15 protein-coding genes are annotated in these 18,119 nt (G+C 62.3%); 5 read left to right on the forward strand and 10 right to left on the reverse strand.

The window, feature by feature from the left end:
* Positions 1 to 83 precede the first annotated feature (83 nt).
* Together QZR30_RS11930 and cbiE are read right to left on the reverse strand one after the other, a co-directional pair.
* Positions 84 to 803, reverse strand: coding sequence for a cobalt-precorrin-6A reductase (locus QZR30_RS11930; RefSeq protein WP_311903339.1), 720 nt, complete (start codon positions 801 to 803; stop codon positions 84 to 86).
* Entirely contained in the window at positions 800 to 2,005 is a 1,206-nt protein-coding gene (cbiE, locus tag QZR30_RS11935) for a precorrin-6y C5,15-methyltransferase (decarboxylating) subunit CbiE (RefSeq protein ID WP_311903340.1), read from the reverse strand. Before cbiE ends, QZR30_RS11930 begins: the two co-directional genes overlap by 4 nt.
* Before the next feature lie 38 nt (positions 2,006 to 2,043).
* Here cbiE and cobG point away from each other — a divergent pair, with 38 nt between their 5' ends.
* The 5 genes from cobG (at position 2,044) to QZR30_RS11960 (ending at position 7,394) form a co-directional block, all read left to right on the forward strand.
* Positions 2,044 to 3,390, forward strand: a complete 1,347-nt coding sequence (gene cobG, locus QZR30_RS11940; RefSeq protein ID WP_311903341.1) for a precorrin-3B synthase — start codon at positions 2,044 to 2,046, stop codon at positions 3,388 to 3,390.
* Positions 3,383 to 4,009, forward strand: a complete 627-nt coding sequence (locus QZR30_RS11945) for a precorrin-8X methylmutase (protein WP_046070707.1) — start codon at positions 3,383 to 3,385, stop codon at positions 4,007 to 4,009. The genes cobG and QZR30_RS11945 overlap by 8 nt, the downstream gene beginning before the upstream one ends.
* The gene (locus QZR30_RS11950) at positions 4,009 to 4,740 is read left to right on the forward strand and encodes a precorrin-2 C(20)-methyltransferase (protein ID WP_046070708.1); all 732 of its coding nucleotides are present in this window, start codon (positions 4,009 to 4,011) and stop codon (positions 4,738 to 4,740) included. The genes QZR30_RS11945 and QZR30_RS11950 overlap by 1 nt, the downstream gene beginning before the upstream one ends.
* Positions 4,740 to 6,377 (forward strand): precorrin-3B C(17)-methyltransferase, encoded by a 1,638-nt coding sequence (gene cobJ, locus QZR30_RS11955; protein WP_068966096.1) that lies wholly within the window; start codon positions 4,740 to 4,742, stop codon positions 6,375 to 6,377. The genes QZR30_RS11950 and cobJ overlap by 1 nt, the downstream gene beginning before the upstream one ends.
* A gap of 237 nt (positions 6,378 to 6,614) precedes the next feature.
* A complete protein-coding gene (locus tag QZR30_RS11960; protein ID WP_056847069.1) occupies positions 6,615 to 7,394 on the forward strand; it encodes a hypothetical protein in 780 nt (259 codons plus the stop codon).
* Here QZR30_RS11960 and QZR30_RS11965 read toward each other — a convergent pair.
* The 8 genes from QZR30_RS11965 to prmA all read right to left on the reverse strand — a co-directional run bounded on the left by QZR30_RS11965 (position 7,391) and on the right by prmA (position 17,861).
* The gene (locus tag QZR30_RS11965; RefSeq protein WP_003171467.1) at positions 7,391 to 7,987 is read right to left on the reverse strand and encodes a MarC family protein; all 597 of its coding nucleotides are present in this window, start codon (positions 7,985 to 7,987) and stop codon (positions 7,391 to 7,393) included. The genes QZR30_RS11960 and QZR30_RS11965 overlap by 4 nt on opposite strands.
* A gap of 163 nt (positions 7,988 to 8,150) precedes the next feature.
* Positions 8,151 to 10,922 (reverse strand): hybrid sensor histidine kinase/response regulator, encoded by a 2,772-nt coding sequence (locus QZR30_RS11970; protein ID WP_046070711.1) that lies wholly within the window; start codon positions 10,920 to 10,922, stop codon positions 8,151 to 8,153.
* Between the two features lie 117 nt (positions 10,923 to 11,039).
* Positions 11,040 to 12,332, reverse strand: coding sequence for a phosphoribosylamine--glycine ligase (gene purD, locus QZR30_RS11975; RefSeq protein ID WP_046070712.1), 1,293 nt, complete (start codon positions 12,330 to 12,332; stop codon positions 11,040 to 11,042).
* A 149-nt stretch (positions 12,333 to 12,481) separates the two neighbouring features.
* The gene (gene purH / locus QZR30_RS11985; protein WP_046070713.1) at positions 12,482 to 14,089 is read right to left on the reverse strand and encodes a bifunctional phosphoribosylaminoimidazolecarboxamide formyltransferase/IMP cyclohydrolase; all 1,608 of its coding nucleotides are present in this window, start codon (positions 14,087 to 14,089) and stop codon (positions 12,482 to 12,484) included.
* 81 nt (positions 14,090 to 14,170) lie between these two features.
* Positions 14,171 to 14,491: a DNA-binding transcriptional regulator Fis gene (fis, locus tag QZR30_RS11990; RefSeq protein ID WP_043049474.1), complete on the reverse strand. Its 321-nt coding sequence runs from the start codon at positions 14,489 to 14,491 to the stop codon at positions 14,171 to 14,173.
* Positions 14,488 to 15,501: a tRNA dihydrouridine synthase DusB gene (dusB, locus tag QZR30_RS11995; protein ID WP_046070714.1), complete on the reverse strand. Its 1,014-nt coding sequence runs from the start codon at positions 15,499 to 15,501 to the stop codon at positions 14,488 to 14,490. The genes fis and dusB overlap by 4 nt, the downstream gene beginning before the upstream one ends.
* 185 nt (positions 15,502 to 15,686) lie before the next feature.
* Positions 15,687 to 16,952 (reverse strand): DUF3426 domain-containing protein, encoded by a 1,266-nt coding sequence (locus QZR30_RS12000; protein ID WP_056847065.1) that lies wholly within the window; start codon positions 16,950 to 16,952, stop codon positions 15,687 to 15,689.
* A gap of 30 nt (positions 16,953 to 16,982) precedes the next feature.
* Positions 16,983 to 17,861, reverse strand: coding sequence for a 50S ribosomal protein L11 methyltransferase (gene prmA, locus QZR30_RS12005; RefSeq protein WP_311903342.1), 879 nt, complete (start codon positions 17,859 to 17,861; stop codon positions 16,983 to 16,985).
* Between the last annotated feature and the right edge of the window lie 258 nt (positions 17,862 to 18,119).

An 18,119-nucleotide genomic window follows, 5' to 3' on the forward strand; every position in this document is an offset into this window, starting at 1 on the left:
GATAGCGGCGTGTCAGCTACTCAATTGCTGGCTGAACCACTGCCATCGGGGGCAAGCCCCCTTCCACATTAGGTCCGTGTTGCTCAAAGGGTGTGTATTGCCTGTAGCGACGCAGCTACGGTGGTGAACTCTCGATCTACGGCAGGCAACACCGGCCGCTTCAACACCAGCACCGGCACCCCACGCTCCCGCGCCACTTCCAGCTTCGGCTCGGTGGCGGTGCTGCCGCTGTTCTTGCTGATCAGCACATCAATTGCGCGCCGTTCAAACAGTGCGCGCTCGTCCTCGATCAGAAACGGCCCGCGTGCGCCGATCACTTCACACCGGTCATTGCCCGGATACACATCCAGCGCTCGCAGCGTCCAGAATTGCTCGGCGGGAATCTCATCGAGATGCTGCAACGGTTCGCGACCCAGGGTGAACAATGGCCGTTTGAAGGGTTTCAACGCCTCGATCAGCCCGGCCCAGTCGGAAACTTCCCGCCAGTCATCCCCCACTTGCGGCTGCCATGCCGGACGCCGCAACGCCCAGCAAGGCACACCGCACAACCGTGCCGCCTGGGCAGCGTTGCGGCTGATCTGCGCCGCATACGGATGTGTGGCTTCGAGGATCAGGCTGATACGTTCATCGCGAACAAACTGCGCCAACCCCTCATGACCGCCGTAGCCGCCGACACGCACCTGGCAGGTAAGGTCGGTCGGCACACGGCCCACGCCGGCCAAGCTGTAGATGTGCTCTGGCCCCAAGGTACGGGCAATGGCCAGCGCTTCCGTTACGCCACCGAGCAGCAGAATCCGTTTCATAGCGGCTTGACCACTTCCAGCAGGGTGATCGGCAGCGCCTGGCGCCAGGTATCGAACTCGCCCAATGGCTGCGCCTGGGCTACATGGATGCGGGTCAGCTCGCCGCCATGCTCGGCGCGCCAATTCATCAAGGTCATTTCGCTTTGCAGGGTCACGGCATTGGCAACCAGTCGGCCGCCGGGGCGCAGGTGTTGCCAGCAGGTGTCGAGCACGCCGTCGCGGGTGACGCCGCCACCGATGAAGATGGCGTCCGGGGCTTCCAGGCCAAGCAACGCATCCGGGGCCTTGCCGCGAATCAGTTGCAGGCCGGGCACGCCGAGGGCGTCGCGGTTGTGTTCGATCAGGTTTTGGCGGCCCGCATCCGCTTCAATCGCCAAGGCGCGGCAGCTGGGGTGGGCGCGCATCCATTCGATGCCGATGGAACCGCTGCCCGCACCCACATCCCACAGCAGCTCACCGGGCATGGGGGCAAGGCGGGCGAGGGTCATGGCGCGCACATCGCGTTTGGTCAGTTGGCCGTCGTGCTTGAAGGCCGAGTCGGGCAAACCTGCAAGGCGCGACAGACGCGGTGCGTTGGCATCCGCCAGGCAGTCGATGGCGACCAGGTTCAAGTCGGCCACCGAAGCCTGCTCCCACGACTGCGCCAACCCGTCGATACGCCGTTCGTGCTCGCCACCCAGGTGTTCAAACACGCTCAATCGGCTGGGCCCATACCCAGCCTCAAGCAATAGCGACGCAATCGCAGCCGGGCTGCTGCCGTCATTGCTCAACACCAGCAAACGCACACCACTGGCCAGATGCGCATTGATCGCCGCGATTGGCCGGGCCACCACCGATAACGTCACCACCTCCTGCAACGGCCAGCCCAAACGCGCCGCCGCCAGCGACACCGAAGACGGCGCGGGCAAGATCAACAGTTCCTGCGTCGACACCTGCCGCGCCAGGCTGGCGCCCACGCCATAGAACATCGGATCGCCGCTGGCCAGCACGCACACAGCCTCGCCACGTCGCGACAGCACCGGTTCCAGGGAAAACGGGCTCGGCCACAATTGGCGCTCGCCACGGATACACACCGGCAACAGGTCCAATTGACGCTGCCCGCCTATAATCCGCGAGGCGCGCAACAGGGCATGCCGGGCATTCCTGCCCAGGCCCTTGAAGCCGTCTTCACCAATGCCTACAACCGTCAGCCAGGGCGACATATCAATTCCTTGAACGACATCCGACGGGCAGGCTTTTCATGCCGCCGGACAAAGCAGGCATAATACCGCGCCTTTACCCGTCAACCGGTAGCCCCGTGAACCCAACGCCCGCTGTGAATACCTTGCGCCCCTCGGCTTGTCCGGGGTTGCTGCGTATTGTCCAGGCGTTGGATGGCGGCATTTGCCGGATCAAATTGGCCGGTGGTTCGATCAGTGCCGCCCAGGCCCATGCCGTGGCGGACGCAGCCCAGGCCTATGCGGGCGGGGTGATCGAGGCGACCAACCGCGCCAACCTGCAGATCCGCGGCATCGGCTCCGAACAGGAAGCCCTGATCGCCATGCTGCTGGCGGCCGACCTTGGGCCGAGCAACGCCGCGGGTGACGACGTACGCAACCTGATGCTCAGTCCCAGCGCCGGTATCGACCCGCTGATGCTGTTCGATACCCGCCCGTTGGCCGCGCAGATCCTCGCCACCCTGCAAACCCATCCGCGCTTTCATCAACTGTCGGCCAAGTTCGCCGTACAGCTCGATGGTGGCGAAGCCCTGGCGATGCTTGAACATCACCATGACCTGTGGCTTTCGGCGTTCGTGCGCGATGGCCAGACGCTGTTGGCATTCGGCTTGGCTGGCTGCCCGGGGCTGGATGCGCCCGTGGCGGCGGTGCCGTTGGACCAGGGCCATGCCTTGGTGGTGGCGGTGCTGGAAGCCTTTCTCGACCTGGCGACGCCCGAGCAAACGCGCATGCGCCATCTGGCTGTGGATAACGTAGTGAGCCGCCTGGGCCTGCCGCTGCTGCCGGCGGAGGGCTTCCAGCGCCCGGCCAGTGGCGCGCTGCTGCACCTGGGAAGTTATCCACAGGCGCAGAAAAACCAGTTCTACGTCGCGGCCGTCGCACCATTGGGCCGCCTGGATCCGTTGATGCTCAAGGGCGTCGCGCAGCTGGCCAGCGAGTACGGCGACGGAACGTTGCGTTTCACGCCCTGGCAAGGGGTGTTGCTACCCAATATCGAACGCCCTGTCGCGGTGACCGAACGCTTGGCGCAGTTGGGCTTTCTCTGCTCTATCGACCAACCCTTGGCCCGCATGATCGCCTGTACCGGTTCCAGCGGCTGCGGCAAAGGCCTGGCCGATACCAAGGTCGATGCGGTGCAATTGTCGGCCCTGCAACCCGGCGTCGAGGTGCATCTGTCCGGCTGCCCGCGCTCCTGCGCCGCGGCGCACACCGCATCGGTCACATTGCTGGCGGTGAGTCCCGGCCACTACGACCTCTATTTTCGCGACGCAGCCCAACCCGGTTTCGGCCGGCTGCACGCGCGCACTCTTTCCATTGAAGCGGCGGGCGCCTTGCTGCGCGCTCGCCCACGGAGCAACACCGATGATTGATTACATCCGCGACGGTCAGGAGATCTATCGCAACTCCTTCGCCATTATTCGCGCGGAAGCCAAGTTGGAGCGCATTCCGGCTGACTTGGAAAAACTCGCGGTGCGGGTGATTCATGCGTGCGGCATGGTCGAGGCTATCGATGGCCTGCAATTCTCCGCAGGCGCAGGCAAGGCCGGGCGCGATGCATTGGCCGCTGGTGCACCGATTTTGTGTGATGCGCGGATGGTGTCCGAAGGCGTGACCCGTGCGCGCCTGCCGGCCAATAACGAGGTGATCTGCACCCTGCGTGACGATAGCGTGCCGGAGTTGGCACGCACACTGGGCAACACCCGCTCCGCCGCCGCCCTGGAACTGTGGCGACCGCACCTGGAAGGCAGTGTGGTGGTGATCGGCAACGCGCCGACCGCGTTGTTCTACCTGCTGGAAATGCTGGATGCCGGCGCGCCGAAACCGGCATTGATCCTGGGTTTTCCCGTGGGCTTCGTCGGTGCCGCCGAATCCAAGGCGATGCTGGCGGCGGATAGCCGGGGCGTCCCGTTCGTGATCATGCAGGGTCGCTTGGGCGGCAGTGCCATGGCCGCAGCGGCAGTCAATGCGCTCGCCACGGAGGTCGAATAATGCAGGCACGCGGACGTTTGATCGGCCTGGGGGTAGGCCCCGGCGACCCGGAACTGATTACCCTCAAGGCCCTGCGCCTGCTGCGTGAATCGCCAGTGGTGGCGTACTTCGTGGCCAAGGGCAAGAAGGGCAACGCCTTCGGCATCATCGAAGATCACCTGGTCGCGCAGCAAACCCTGATGCCGCTGGTGTACCCGGTGACCACCGAAGTGCTGCCGGCGCCGCTGTCCTATGAACAAGTGATCAGCGACTTCTACGACAATGCCAGCCTTGATGTGGCGGCGCACCTGGATGCGGGCCGCGATGTGGCGGTGATCTGCGAAGGCGACCCGTTCTTCTACGGCTCCTACATGTACCTGCATGATCGCCTCGCCGAGCGCTACGAAGCCCAGGTAATTCCGGGCGTGTGTTCGATGCTCGGGGGCGCCTCGGTGCTCGGTGCGCCGTTGGTGTATCGCAACCAGAGCTTGTCGGTACTATCGGGCGTATTACCCCATGATGACCTCAAGCGCCGCCTGGCGGATGCCGACGCCGCGGTGATCATGAAACTGGGGCGTAACTTCCCGAAGGTGCGCCAGGTGTTGGAAGAACTGGGCCTGGCCGGGCGTGCGCTGTATGTGGAGCGCGCCACCATGGTCAACCAGAAGATCGTGCCGCTGGATCAGGTCGATCCGGCGTCTTCGCCGTATTTCTCGCTGATCATCGTGCCCGGTGAAAGGTGGCAAGGTTGATGACTCCGGCGATTGTGATTCTGGGCCAAGGCAGCTTGGCCACCGCACGCAAGATCCAACAGGTTTACCCAGGCGCGTTGATCCACGGTCTGGCTGGAAGGGTGGACGGTGCAGACCAGGTTTACAGCGAGTTCGGCGCGACGTTGCGCCAGCTCTACCAGCAAGGCACGCCGCTGATTGCCTTGTGCGCCGCCGGTATTGTGATCCGTACCCTGGCCCCTCTGCTGCTGGAAAAAGGCGAGGAGCCCGGCGTGCTGGCCGTGGCTGAAGATGGCAGCGCTGTGGTGCCTTTACTGGGCGGCCTGGGTGGCGTGAATGTAATGGCACGGGACATCGCCGCGGCACTGGGGGTATCCGCCGCAATCACCACCAGTGGTGAGCTGCGTTTCGGCACCTGCCTGCTCAACCCGCCGGCGGGTTATCAGTTGGCCGACATTGAACTGGGCAAGGGCTTTGTCTCGGACCTGCTGGCTGGCGAAAGCGTGCGCATCGAAGGTGACGCGCCGTGGCTGGACCAGGCCAACCTGCCACAGGACCAGCAGGCGCGCCTGGCGATTCACGTGGGCAATGCCGAGCGCATCCCGGCGGCCAATGAACTGCTGATTTACCCGCGCAATGTCTACGTGACCTGCAAGCCCGGCGAGCAGTTGGTCGAACGTGTGCGTACGGCGTTGCATGAAGCGGGAATCGCCGTGCAAGCCCTGGCATGCCTGTTGGCCAGCGACCTGCAAATGGCCGAAGGCTCACTGCATGAGGCAGCGTTGGCGTTGGGTGTGCCGTTGCGTTTTACGCAGGTGACCCCAGTTGCGGATATCAGCATCACCGTGGCCGAGCAGCCCTTGGATCTGTCACAGGTGGGGCGCCCCCGTGGCCGTCTCGCCGTGATCGGCCTGGGCCCGGGGGCTGCCGAGCTGATGGTGCCGGCGGTCAAGGCCGAACTGGCGCGTTGCACTGACGTGCTGGGTTACGAAACCTACGTGCGCATGGCCGGGCCGTTCCGTGAAGATCAGGTGCAACACTGCACTGACAACCGCGAAGAAATGCAGCGCGCACGCCACGCCTTCGAGCTGGCCGCGCAGGGGCGTTCAGTGGTGGTGGTGTCGTCCGGCGACCCGGGCGTGTTCGCCATGGCCGCTGCGGTGATCGAGGCGCTGCACGAATCCGGCGACCCGGCCTGGCATCAGGTCGACCTGGAAATCCTGCCGGGGGTTTCCGCCTCCCTGGCCACCGCCGCCCAGGCCGGCGCTCCGCTGGGCCACGACTTCTGCGTGATGTCGCTGTCGGACAACCTCAAGCCCTGGTCGATCATTGAAAAGCGCCTGGACCTCGCGTCCCAGGCTGATCTGGCCCTGGCGTTCTACAACCCGATCTCGCGCTCGCGGCCCTGGCAACTGGGGCGTGCCCTGGAGATCGTCGCGCTGCATCGCACACCGCAAACCCCAGTGGTGCTGGGCCGCGACATCGGACGCCCCGGCCAGACGCTGCGCGTCACCACGTTGGGGCAATTGACGCCCGAGCAGGTGGACATGCGCACCATGGTGCTGGTCGGCTCGTCCACTACCTGCACATTCCCGCGTGCCGGTGGCGGTGAGTGGGTGTACACACCGCGCTGGTACGGCGAAAAACCCGTCAGCTGAAAACGCTCCATTGGCTGCCGGAAAGCTCCGAATGACCCAGGGATTTACCTGGCGTTGTCCGGAGCTTTTTCTTTTTTATGCGATGAAAACCGCAAGTCCCGTGCCCGCGCCCTGTCATTGCTGGTCGGTGGTTTTTAGTGGGTGCGGCCAAGGAATGTTTGTCCCATGGAAAACCCTCCCTGCACTGGACTAGGGTGCAAGTAAGCCCCATGTGGGGGTGCTTGTGGAGAACTGGAAATGGAGCGACGTCACAGAAGGATCAACAGTAAAAAAAGGCGCAAATTGATTGCCGCCTACAAGCTGCCGGGAGCCCCTGGCAAGCAGCTCGCTTCAAGGTTGGATCGCGAGGACGACTGCAATGCGGCGGTGGTCAACAACAGTGTGATTTCGTTTGCCGAGGGGCTGTCTGCGCTGAACCGCGAGTACATTCGCAAAAGCTACCTGCTGGCCAGCAGTTATGTGAGCGATGTGTTGAAGGTCCAACGGGGGACCGAGGCGTGGTACGACGAATTTATCAAGGTCATGGTCAGTCTGGGTTGGTTGCCGGTGCGCAGTCGTTTTGAGCGGGTCTCGCGTGCGGGCAAGGGCCTGACGGTGCAACTGGCGGCCCTGAATATCATCGCTGCGATGCTGGCGTCGACGTCGCTGTCGGGGCCATTGGTCAGCGCCTTGCCGAAGTTGGCTGCGGATGCACTGGAAGCGTTAAAGCAGCGGCCGGCGTGTTTCGATCTGTTCAAGCGCAACACGACGGTGCAGGAGGGCGGCGATTTTGGCCTGGCTTCCTGTACCGAAAACAACGGTGAACTGATGATGGTGCTGGTGACCTACAGCACCCACGGCGTGGATAAACACCTGGGCGTGCCCTTCCTGGAGTGGGACAGCTCGTCGTTCGAGGCATTCAGCGGGCAGACCTGCCTGGTACTGAATACCTCGGTGGTCAATGAAAAAACCATCCAGCTGATGCGTGAAAGCGCCGGCGACAAAGTGCAACTGGCCATTGCCAAGTACCGGATCTAAGGCACCAGGTAGCCGCGTACACCGGTAAAAATTATTTGTGCGGCCAGGGCGCAGACGAACAAGCCCATCAGGCGGCTGACAATCTGCAAGCCCTGGTCGCCGAGAATGCGTTCGATACGGTTGGACAGGTACAGCACCACGCCCACCGTGAGGCTGGCCAGGGCAATGCTGAGAATGGCGGTGAGCTTGTCATCCCAGTGCGGTTGGCTGACGCCCATCACCAGCAATGCGCCGATGGTGCCGGGGCCGACGGTGAGGGGGATGGTCAGCGGCACGATGGTTACATCCTGCTGCACGTTGTCGGTCTGCACCGCTGACTTGCCTTGGGCCATGCCCAGGGCGGAAATGAACAACACACTGCCGGCGCCGATGCGGAATGCGTCCACGGTAATGCCGAACACACTGAAAATCACCCGACCGAACAGGTAGAGCAGCACGCTCGATACCAGGGTCGCCAGGGCCACCTTCCAGGCCAGGCGCCGACGTTCCTTGCTGGAATAACCACGGGTCAGGCTGATAAAGCAGGACAGCACGAAGAACGGGCTGTAGAGCACCAGCATCTTCAGGTAAACGCTGAATAACACATGGAGCATGGGGGTGGCTCGCGGGCGGTGGAAGTGTGGGCAGTCTATCAGGCGGCAGAGATCAAATGTGGGAGTGGGCTTGCCCACGATAGCGCTGTGTCAGTAACAAATATGCTGACTGACCCACTGCTATCGGGAGCAAGCCCCCTCCCACATTTGATCGCATTTTAGATCATGAGGGCGCATGTTCCGGACGCTGTTGGCGCTGCGCTACCCAATAGTCCACCAGCTCACGCAACTGCGACAACTCCACCGGCTTGGCCATATGTCCGTCCATGCCGGCCTGGCGTGCGCGCTCCTTGTGTTCCGAGAGGATATGCGCGGTGAGCGCCACCACTGGCGTACGTACGCGTTGGTGGCTGACTTCCCACGCCCGCAGTTGCTGCGTGGCAGAGAAACCATCAAGGATCGGCATCTCACAGTCCATCAACACCAGGTCATAACGCTGGGCTTTCATCGCTTCGAGCGCTTCTTCACCATTGCTGGCGGTGTCCGGGTTGAGGTTGAGCTTGCCGAGCATGCCGCGTATCACTTTGGTGGAGATGCTGTTGTCTTCGGCCACCAGGATGCGGAAATCGCTGGGCACGCTCACGGCTGCCGGTGCGCTGGGGACGGGGCGTGGAAAGGCCGCGCCTTTGCTGCGCTGGGTCAGTTCGTCGGCCAGGGTGGTCTTGAGGGTATAACCGGCCACCGGCTTGGCGAGGATGCGCTTGATCCCGCAATTACGCGCAATGATTTTGCTCGGCGCGTTACTGATGCCGGTGAGCATGATCAGCAGGATGTCATGGTTCAGGCTCGGGTCTTCCTTGATCTTCGCCGCCAGTTGCATGCCGGTCATGCCGGGCATGTTCTGGTCGAGCAGCACCACGTCGAAGTAATCGCGCAGGTGCGCCTTGGTGCGCAACAGGGCCAGGGCCTCCTTGCCGGAAGGCACGGCGCTGACGTTCAGGCCCCAGGCGGTACATTGCTGTACCAGCACTTTGCGGCAGGTGTCGTTATCGTCCACCACCAGCACGCGCGCGTCCTTGAGTGGGCCGTCGAGGTCGGAGGTCGGGTGTTCCAGGCGTTCCGGGTCCAGCGGCAGGGTCAGCCACAAGGTGCTGCCCTGATGACTGCCGCTCTTGATACCGAACTCGCCGTTCATCAACAGGATCAGTTGACGAGCGATCACCAGGCCCAGGTGGCCGCTCAAGCGCGTCGCCGAGAGGAAGTTCTTGCTGTGCAGTTCACTGTGCAGCAGGGCGTCGCGTTCGGCGGCTTCCATGGGCAGGCCGCTGTCCTGCACGGCAATGCGCAGGCGTGGCTTGGTGCTGCGCTCGTCCAGGGCGACAACGATCAGTACTTCGCCTTCATCGGTCTTGTGCAGGGCGTTTTCCAGCAGGCTCAGCAACGCTTGGCGCAGGCGCGTCGGGTCACCGCTGATCACCCGCGGCACCTGGGGCTGGATAAAGCTGATCAGCTCGACATTCTGCTGCTCGGCCTTGGCGCGGAAGATACTCAGGCAGTCGTCGATCAACGCATTGAGGTCGAATTGCACATCATCCAGTTCGATCTGGCCGGACTCGAGCTTGGAGATATCCAGGATCTCGTTGATCAGGGTGAGCAATTCGTTACCGGCGCTGTGGATGGTCTGCACGTAGTCGCGTTGCTTGACCGACAACGGCGTGCCCAGCAGCAATTCGGTCATGCCCAGCACGCCGTTCATGGGCGTGCGGATCTCGTGGCTGATCTTCGCCAGGAACTCGGCCTTGGCGGCGATCTCGGCGTTGCTGGCTGCCAGGTCGCGGCTGAGGCTGAAGCGGGTTTCGACAATCGCGCGTTGGCGCTCGCCAAGGGCCAGGCTCATTAGCAGGCCGCTGATGCAGATAAAGCCCAGCAGGGTGACGATCAAGCCTTGCGGCGCCACCAGTGTCAGGCCGAGCAGGGCGGGCAGGATGATCAGCGTGCCGATGTTGAACACCACCATCGCCGCCACGAACAGGCGCGCCGGGCGGTAGCCTTGCTGCCAGTGGTAGGCCGAGACAAACAGCATGCTCAGGCCGGCCAGCGCCACAAGTGCATAGGTGATGATATTCAGTGGCAGGGTATTGACGAACAACAGCAGCAAGCCGGATAGCACGATCAGCAGTATGTCGGCCATCAGCAGTTTGTTCAGTGGGTGCGGGCCCAGGGGCATGAAGAAGCGGTAGGCAAACATCAAGCCGCAGGGGGCGGTCAGCAGCAGGGCAAGGTATGCGCCGGGTGTCTGGATCGCATGCCAGTTCGGCAGCCATGGCCCTACCAGGTTGAGGAGCAGCGCCAGGCTGAGCATCAACAGGAGTTCACAGGCGGCCAGCCACAGGCTGCTGCGCGAGCGATGGTAGGCGAAGCGCGTGAGGTTGTGCAGGATCAACATCAGCAGCACGCCGAACAGCAAGCCATAGATCAGTGTCTGGTTCTGGTTGGCGGCAGCCAGTACGGCCGGTTCCAGGGTGATGTAGGGGCGCAACTCGTGTTCCGAGACCAGCCGCAGGTACACCTCAAGGGGGCGCGGGCTCTGGGGCATCGGCAGCATGAAGTCGCTGCTGGGCAGCGGGCGTTCAGACTGGGGCTGGCGCGTGCCGGTGGTCTGTTGCTCTACCAGGGTGTCGCCGTCCAGCACATACAGGCTCAGGCTGGACAGGTCTGGCGCAAAGACCCGCAGCACTTGCTCGTGCTTGCCCGGTTGCAGCCTGAAGCGCACCCACAGCGCACCGTCCGGCTGCGCGGCAGTGATCCGGTCCAGTTCGATGGGGCTGAATTGATTGGTGTAGCGGGCGGAACGGATGTCGCTCAGTTGCAGGTCGGCCTGTTCGTCAAGCAATACTGCCCAACCACTGCCTTGCGCGGCGGCCTGGGCCGGGAACAAGCAGAGCAGGGTCAGCAGACTGACGGTGAAACCTATGGCGATCCTGAGCCAGCGCACGGCGAAATCCCTTCGTAGGTTGATTGCACGGGTTAACTATGCGCGGGGCGACATGTGTACGGCAAGGGCCAGAGGCCCTTACCTAACCGAACGGATAGCTACTTGAAGTGTAGCTGCTCAGCTGTTCTCACCACGTTCACGGGCAATGGCGCGGTAGCCAATGTCAGTGCGGTAGAAGCAGCCTTTCCAGTCGATTTTCGCGGCCAGCTTGTACGCCTGCTGTTGCGCGGCATCGACACTGGCACCCATCGCGGTGGCACACAACACTCTGCCACCTGCGGTTACAACTTTGCCGTCCTTGAGCACGGTGCCTGCATGGAACACTTTGCCTTCCAAGCCAGCGGCCGCGTCCAGGCCTTCGATCACATCGCCCTTGGCATAATCGGCAGGGTAACCGCCGGCAGCCAGCACGATGCCGACGCTGGGACGTGGGTCCCATTGCGCTTCGACCTTGTCCAGCGCCTGGGCCAGTGCAGCTTCCACCAGCAGCACCAGGCTCGATTGCAGGCGCAGCATCACCGGTTGGGTTTCCGGATCGCCGAAGCGGCAGTTGAACTCGATGACTTTCGGGTTACCGGCTTTATCGATCATCAAGCCGGCGTAGAGGAAGCCGGTGTAGACGTTACCTTCGTCGGCCATGCCGCGCACGGTCGGCCAGATCACCAGGTCCATGACGCGTTGGTGCACTTGGCTGGTCACCACCGGCGCCGGGGAGTAAGCGCCCATACCGCCGGTGTTCGGGCCGCTGTCGCCGTTACCGACGCGCTTGTGGTCCTGGCTGGTGGCCATTGGCAGCACGTTTTTGCCATCGACCATCACGATAAAGCTGGCTTCTTCGCCGTCGAGGAACTCCTCGATGACCACACGGGAACCGGCGTCACCAAAGGCATTGCCGGCGAGCATGTCGCGCACGGCGTCTTCGGCTTCCTGCAGGGTCATGGCGACGATCACGCCTTTACCGGCAGCCAGGCCATCGGCCTTGATCACAATCGGTGCGCCTTTTTCACGCAGGTAAGCCAGGGCAGGCTCGATCTCGGTGAAGTTCTGGTAGTCGGCGGTGGGGATCTTGTGACGCGCCAGGAAGTCCTTGGTGAAGGCTTTCGAGCCTTCCAGCTGGGCGGCACCGGCAGTGGGGCCGAAACAATCCAGGCCCCGACTGCGGAACAGGTCGACGACGCCGGCCACCAATGGCACTTCCGGGCCGACGATAGTCAGGGAAACGTTCTTCTCGGCAAAGTCTGCCAGTTGCTCCAGGGCCAATACGTCGATGGCGACGTTTTCGCACTTGGCTTCGATGGCGGTGCCGGCGTTCCCGGGGGCAACGAAGACTTTCTGGACCCGTGGGTCCTGGGCGACTTTCCAGGCCAGGGCGTGTTCACGGCCACCGCTGCCAATGATCAAAACATTCATTTCAAAAACCTCAGAGAAACGCTGTGCTTCTCTGTAGGAGCGAGCTTGCTCGCGAAGATCGCCAACGATGACGAGGGGAAACTGACACCCCGTGGCGTTTTTGAGTTTTTCGCGAGCAAGCTCGCTCCTACAGTAGAGAAGCGGTGCTGTTAGTGGCGGAAATGACGCATACCGGTGAAGACCATGGCGATGCCGGCTTCATCAGCCGCTGCAATCACCTCGGCATCACGCATCGAACCACCCGGTTGGATCACGGCGGTCACGCCAGCTTTTGCGGCATTGTCCAAACCATCGCGGAAGGGGAAGAACGCGTCGGAAGCCATGACCGAACCCACCACCTGCAAACCGGCGTGTTCAGCCTTGATCGCGGCGATACGCGCCGAGTTCACGCGGCTCATCTGGCCGGCACCGACACCGATGGTCTGGCGGTTCTTGGCATAGACAATGGCGTTGGACTTGACGTACTTGGCCACTTTCCAGGCGAAGATCAGGTCGTTGATCTCTTGCTCGGTCGGCGCGCGCTTGGTGACCACTTTCAGGTCCTGGCTGCCGATCATGCCGATGTCGCGGCTCTGTACCAGCAGGCCGCCGTTGACGCGCTTGTAGTCCCAGGCAGCTGCGCGCTCGGCTGACCACTCGCCGCAGGCCAGCAGGCGCACATTGGCCTTGGCGGCGACGATGGCGCGGGCTTCTTCACTGACGCTTGGGGCGATGATCACTTCGACGAACTGGCGCTCGACGATGGCCTTGGCGGTCTCGGCGTCCAGCTCGCGGTTGAAGGCGATGATGCCACCGAACGCAGATTCGGTGTCGGTGGCGTAGGCCAGTTCATACGCCTGGCGGATACCGCCCTCAGCGTCCGGGCTGACGGCGACGCCGCACGGGTTGGCATGCTTGACGATCACGCAGGCCGGCTTGACGAAGCTCTTCACGCATTCCAACGCAGCGTCGGTGTCGGCCACGTTGTTGTAGGAAAGTTCTTTGCCTTGCAGCTGGGTCGCGGTGGCGATGCCCACTTCGGCAGGCTTGGCTTCCACGTAGAACGCCGCGCTCTGGTGCGGGTTCTCGCCGTAGCGCATTTCCTGGGCCTTGATGAACTGGCTGTTGAAGGTGCGCGGGAACTGGCTGCGATCTTCTGTGCTCAGGGTGTCAGCCGCCTGGTTCACGGTGCCCATGTAGTTGGCGATCATGCCGTCATAGGCGGCGGTGTGTTCGAACGCCTTGAGCATCAGGTCGAAGCGCTGGGCGTAGGTCAGGCCACCGGCCTTGAGGCTTTCCAGAACCTGGGCGTAGTCGCCGGCGTTGACCACGATGGCCACGTCCTTATGGTTCTTAGCAGCCGAGCGAACCATGGTCGGGCCACCGATATCGATGTTTTCGATGGCGGTCGGCAGGTCGCAGCCTGGCTTGTTGATAGTGGCTTCGAACGGGTAGAGGTTGACGGCCACCAGATCGATCGGCTTGATGCCGTGCTCGTTCATGATGGCGTCGTCGATGCCGCGACGGCCGAGGATGCCGCCGTGGATTTTCGGGTGCAGGGTCTTGACGCGACCGTCCATCATTTCTGCGAAACCGGTGTAGTCCGCCACTTCTACTGCGGCCACGCCGTTGTCCTGCAGCAGTTTGAAGGTCCCGCCCGTGGAGAGAATTTCCACACCCAGGGCTTCCAGCTCCCGGGCAAATTCGAGGATCCCGGTCTTGTCGGAAACACTGATCAAGGCGCGGCGGATCGGCAGGCGGGTAGTCTGGTCGGTCATTTCAATTTCCATCAAAAGCAAAGGAGTCAGCAAAAAAGGCGACCGGTTTTACGCGGGCGCCTTTCTGGTTTGATTGAATGCTTACAGCAAATCGTACTGCTTGAGCTTTTTGCGCAAGGTCCCACGGTTGAGGCCCAGCAGCTCACTGGCTTTGGTCTGGTTGCCCTTGACGTAGTTCATCACGCTTTCGAGCAAGGGCGCCTCGACTTCGGAGAGCACCAGGTTGTACACGTCCGTGACGGAAGCGCCCTCAAGGTGGGCGAAATAATTGTGCAGCGCCTTCTCGACACTCCCGCGAAGGGTCTGGCCTTCTTCGCTAGGCGTATTGAGGTGCTGTTTCAAATTGACGTTGTCGCTCACGGGTGTTGTTCCACTCACTAAAGTCTCGGTCATCGTCGTCATGCGGCCACCCCTTCTCCATCCCCTGTTCCCAGGCTCTTGTCACGTTCGGCAAAAAACTCACGAACGGTGGCGACCTGTGCCTGCGTTTCATCCAAACGATTGAACTGGGCGCGGAATTCCTTGGCGCCCGGCAAGGTGGCGAGATACCAGCCGACATGCTTGCGAGCAATGCGAACCCCCATCACATCCCCATAGAAGGCGTGCAGGGCGGCCAGATGCTCTAGCAGAATATGTTCCACCTCGTTCAGTCCCGGTGCCGGCAATACTTCGCCAGTACGCAGGAAATGCTCGATCTCACGAAAAATCCACGGTCGCCCCTGGGCGGCCCGGCCAATCAACAAACCATCGGCGCCGGTCGCGTGCAGTACGCGCCGGGCTTTCTCGGCGGAGTCGATGTCGCCATTGGCAAATACCGGCATCGACACGGCCTGCTTGATCGCGGCAATGGTGTCGTACTCGGCTTCACCGGTGTAAAGGTCGGCGCGGGTGCGGCCATGCACCGCCAGCGCTGTAATACCTGCCTGTTCAGCGATCTTCGCCACGGTCAGGCCATTCTTGTTGTCCCGGTCCCAACCGGTACGAATCTTCAGGGTCACCGGCACATCCACTGCGGCGACAACGGCCTGCAGGATCTCGGCGACCAACTGCTCATCCTTCAACAAGGCGGAACCGGCGGCCTTGTTGCAGACCTTCTTGGCCGGGCAGCCCATGTTGATATCAATAATTTGCGCACCCAACTCCACATTGGCGCGGGCGGCCTCCGCCAGCATCTGCGCGTCACCCCCGGCGATCTGCACCGAGCGTGGCTCGGGATCACCTTCGTGGATCATGCGCATCCGCGACTTGCGGGTGTTCCACAGACTCATGTCGCTGGTAACCATTTCAGAGACTACTAGACCCGCGCCCAAACGTTTGCACAGCTGACGAAAGGGCTGGTCGGTGACGCCCGCCATCGGGGCGAGGATCAAGCCGTTCTGCAATGTGTATGGGCCGATGCGTACCGCCGACATAGGACTTCCCTGTTGTGGGGCCGGATCATTAGAGTTCGAAAAAGGGTTGGCATGATACCCGCTCTCGATGACTGGTTAAAGGCTGAATTGGATAAAATCTGAACAGTTGCTTTTTTATTGCCATCGGTTTGGTCGATGGCGCAAAAGTCAATAATCCGCCGTCAAACCTCGACATATGCGCCGGTTCACTCGGGCGAATGGAAGCTCAGGCTGTAGTTCACGGCCTTGTTACCTGGGTCGAGTATGTCCAGGGAGATGTGGATCGGCGTCTGCGAAGGCATTTCGCTGACGCCGGCCAACTCACCGCTGAGGTATTCGGCAGGTTTGAAACGACGACTGGCAATCAGGCTGCCGTTCAAGTCCGCAAAGCGTAGTTCCAGCAGTGGGAAGGGCTGGGAGAAGGTCGCACGGTTGTAGATGATCGCATCCACCACCAGCGCCCCGGCGAACTCCGGATGGCTGCGTACCACCAGGTTGCTGCTCTTGATATGGGCAATATCGACCCGCGATGGCACGGTACAGCCCAGTTTCGGGCACAGTTCCTGGAACCACGGACGGTAGGCGTCCTGACGAGCCAGTTCGTCGAATTGGTAGGCAATGTACTGGCCTGCCAGGGCTGCGGCGGCGAGCACTACCAGCAGTATCCAGATCAAGCGGCGGCCCCAGCCCGACGGACGTTTCTGCGCATACAAGTGCAGCGGATCGTCTTCCAGGTCCTGGAGCAGGTCGTCGTGTAAGGCGACTTCTGGGCGCGGGCGTTTGCGGCGTGACTGTGGGCGCTCGTCGGATTCAGGCTCACCTTCCACATCGGTGACAGGTGTCAGCGGCGGGTCGCGGTCGTCATCGCCAGGGGCGGCGTCCAGCCGCGGCTGGTCGCCGAGGTCGTCGGTATGGGCCGACATGGATGGTTCTGTGCGCTGTTTGGATGCGGGTGCCCTGGTCGGCTCTGCCAGGTCTTCAGGTACCTGGGCCCGCTCCTCGGGTGGTTCGCTGAACAGGCTGGCAGCCCATTTTTCTTCTTCCGCCTTGACCGTATTGCGGCTGGCACTGAAGGACTCTTCCTTTTGCCGACGCTCGGCGCCTGGTTGGCGACGTTCCGCACCCAATGCCTGGGTGTGCTGGATCTCGCGACGCTCCAGCTTGGCCAGTTCCTGGTCAAGGTCCAGGTTGTCCAGGTCCAGCGCTTGGGCCGCCCATTGCTTCTGGCTGATTGCCTGCGCTGGCTCGGGTGTCGCTTCGACAGTCGATCTATCGGCTGGCTCGTCGTCAGCCGGCAGCTCCGGTTGCGGTGCAGGCGCATGGGCGCGTTGCTCGAGCAACTGGCGAGCGGCGTTGAACACTTGCAGGCACGAGCCGCAGCGCACCACGCCACGGGCCACGCTCAACTGGGCATGGTTGACGCGGAAACGGGCTTGGCAGTGCGGGCACTGGGTGACGAAGCTGTCGGTCATGCGGTCATCCGATTCAGGCAAGCGCTCATTCTAGCGCCGACGACCACTGATGCGTACCCAGCCATCACGGTTGGCGATCGGGTCCAGTTCGAAGTCCTGGGCGTAGGCTGCCGCGACGTCTTCACCTTGTTCGGCGAGGATACCCGACAGCGCCAGGCGGCCGCCGGGCTTGACCAGGCTGAACAATTGCGGCGCCAGGGCAACCAATGGCCCGGCGAGGATATTGGCAACCAGCACATCGGCCTGTACCTGCGGCAGATCTTCCGGCAGGTAGAGTGGGAATTTGCCTTCGGGGATTTGATTGCGCCCGGCGTTATCGCGGGAGGCTTCCAGGGCCTGCACATCGATATCGGTGCCCACGGCCTCCTTGGCGCCCAGCAGCAGGGCGGCGATCGCCAGGATGCCCGAGCCACAGCCGAAATCCAGCACATTGCAGTCGGTCAGGTCCTGGCCGTCCAGCCATTCCAGGCACAGGGCAGTGGTGGGATGGGTGCCGGTGCCGAACGCCAGGCCTGGATCCAGCAGCAGGTTGACCGCCTCGGGTTCAGGAGCGGCGTGCCAGCTTGGCACGATCCACAGGCGCTGGCCGAAGCGCATGGGCTGGAAGTTATCCATCCAGCTGCGTTCCCAGTCCTGGTCTTCGATGACTTCGCTGTGATGCTCTGGCAGCGGCGCGCCGGTGAGCAGCTCCATATGGGCCAGAACGCTGGCGGCTTCGGTGCCGTCTTCGAACAGGGCCAGCAAATGGGTGTGGGACCACAGCGGCGTGGTGTTGAGTTCAGGTTCGAAGATCGGCTGGTCTTCGGCGTCCATGAAGGTCACCGATACGGCGCCCACTTCGAGGAACGCGTCTTCGTAGGTTTCGGCTTGTTCTGGGCTGATGGCGAGACGGACTTGCAGCCAAGGCATGGCGGGCACCTTTGAAAAAAATGAATGTGCAGCGAGTAGGCCGCGAAAGCGCGCAAGTTTACGCGAGCGGACGGCAGAAGACGACATTACTGAATGAGCGCGGACCAAATGTGGGAGGGGGCTTGCTCCCGATAGCGGTGGATCAGTTACAGATACTGAGGCTGACACACTGCAATCGGGAGCAAGCCCCCTCCCACATTTGGACAGTGTCCATCCTGGAAAACAGGTGTGCAGAAACAACAAAACCGCCCGAAGGCG

This window comes from Pseudomonas sp. rhizo25, assembly GCF_031931935.1.
Lineage (GTDB): Bacteria > Pseudomonadota > Gammaproteobacteria > Pseudomonadales > Pseudomonadaceae > Aquipseudomonas > Aquipseudomonas synxantha.

Coding starts and splice junctions, on each gene's coding strand:
- dusB (WP_046070714.1), bottom strand. CDS start 15,501: ATGTCGGCGGTACGCATCGGCCCATACACATTGCAGAACGGCTTGATC.
- fis (WP_043049474.1), bottom strand. CDS start 14,491: ATGACGACGATGACCGAGACTTTAGTGAGTGGAACAACACCCGTGAGC.
- QZR30_RS11930 (WP_311903339.1), bottom strand. CDS start 803: ATGAAACGGATTCTGCTGCTCGGTGGCGTAACGGAAGCGCTGGCCATT.
- purD (WP_046070712.1), bottom strand. CDS start 12,332: ATGAATGTTTTGATCATTGGCAGCGGTGGCCGTGAACACGCCCTGGCC.
- QZR30_RS11965 (WP_003171467.1), bottom strand. CDS start 7,987: ATGCTCCATGTGTTATTCAGCGTTTACCTGAAGATGCTGGTGCTCTAC.
- prmA (WP_311903342.1), bottom strand. CDS start 17,861: ATGCCTTGGCTGCAAGTCCGTCTCGCCATCAGCCCAGAACAAGCCGAA.
- purH (WP_046070713.1), bottom strand. CDS start 14,089: ATGACCGACCAGACTACCCGCCTGCCGATCCGCCGCGCCTTGATCAGT.
- QZR30_RS12000 (WP_056847065.1), bottom strand. CDS start 16,952: ATGACCGACAGCTTCGTCACCCAGTGCCCGCACTGCCAAGCCCGTTTC.
- QZR30_RS11960 (WP_056847069.1), top strand. CDS start 6,615: ATGGAGCGACGTCACAGAAGGATCAACAGTAAAAAAAGGCGCAAATTG.
- QZR30_RS11950 (WP_046070708.1), top strand. CDS start 4,009: ATGCAGGCACGCGGACGTTTGATCGGCCTGGGGGTAGGCCCCGGCGAC.
- cbiE (WP_311903340.1), bottom strand. CDS start 2,005: ATGTCGCCCTGGCTGACGGTTGTAGGCATTGGTGAAGACGGCTTCAAG.
- cobG (WP_311903341.1), top strand. CDS start 2,044: ATGCCGCCGGACAAAGCAGGCATAATACCGCGCCTTTACCCGTCAACC.
- QZR30_RS11945 (WP_046070707.1), top strand. CDS start 3,383: ATGATTGATTACATCCGCGACGGTCAGGAGATCTATCGCAACTCCTTC.
- cobJ (WP_068966096.1), top strand. CDS start 4,740: ATGACTCCGGCGATTGTGATTCTGGGCCAAGGCAGCTTGGCCACCGCA.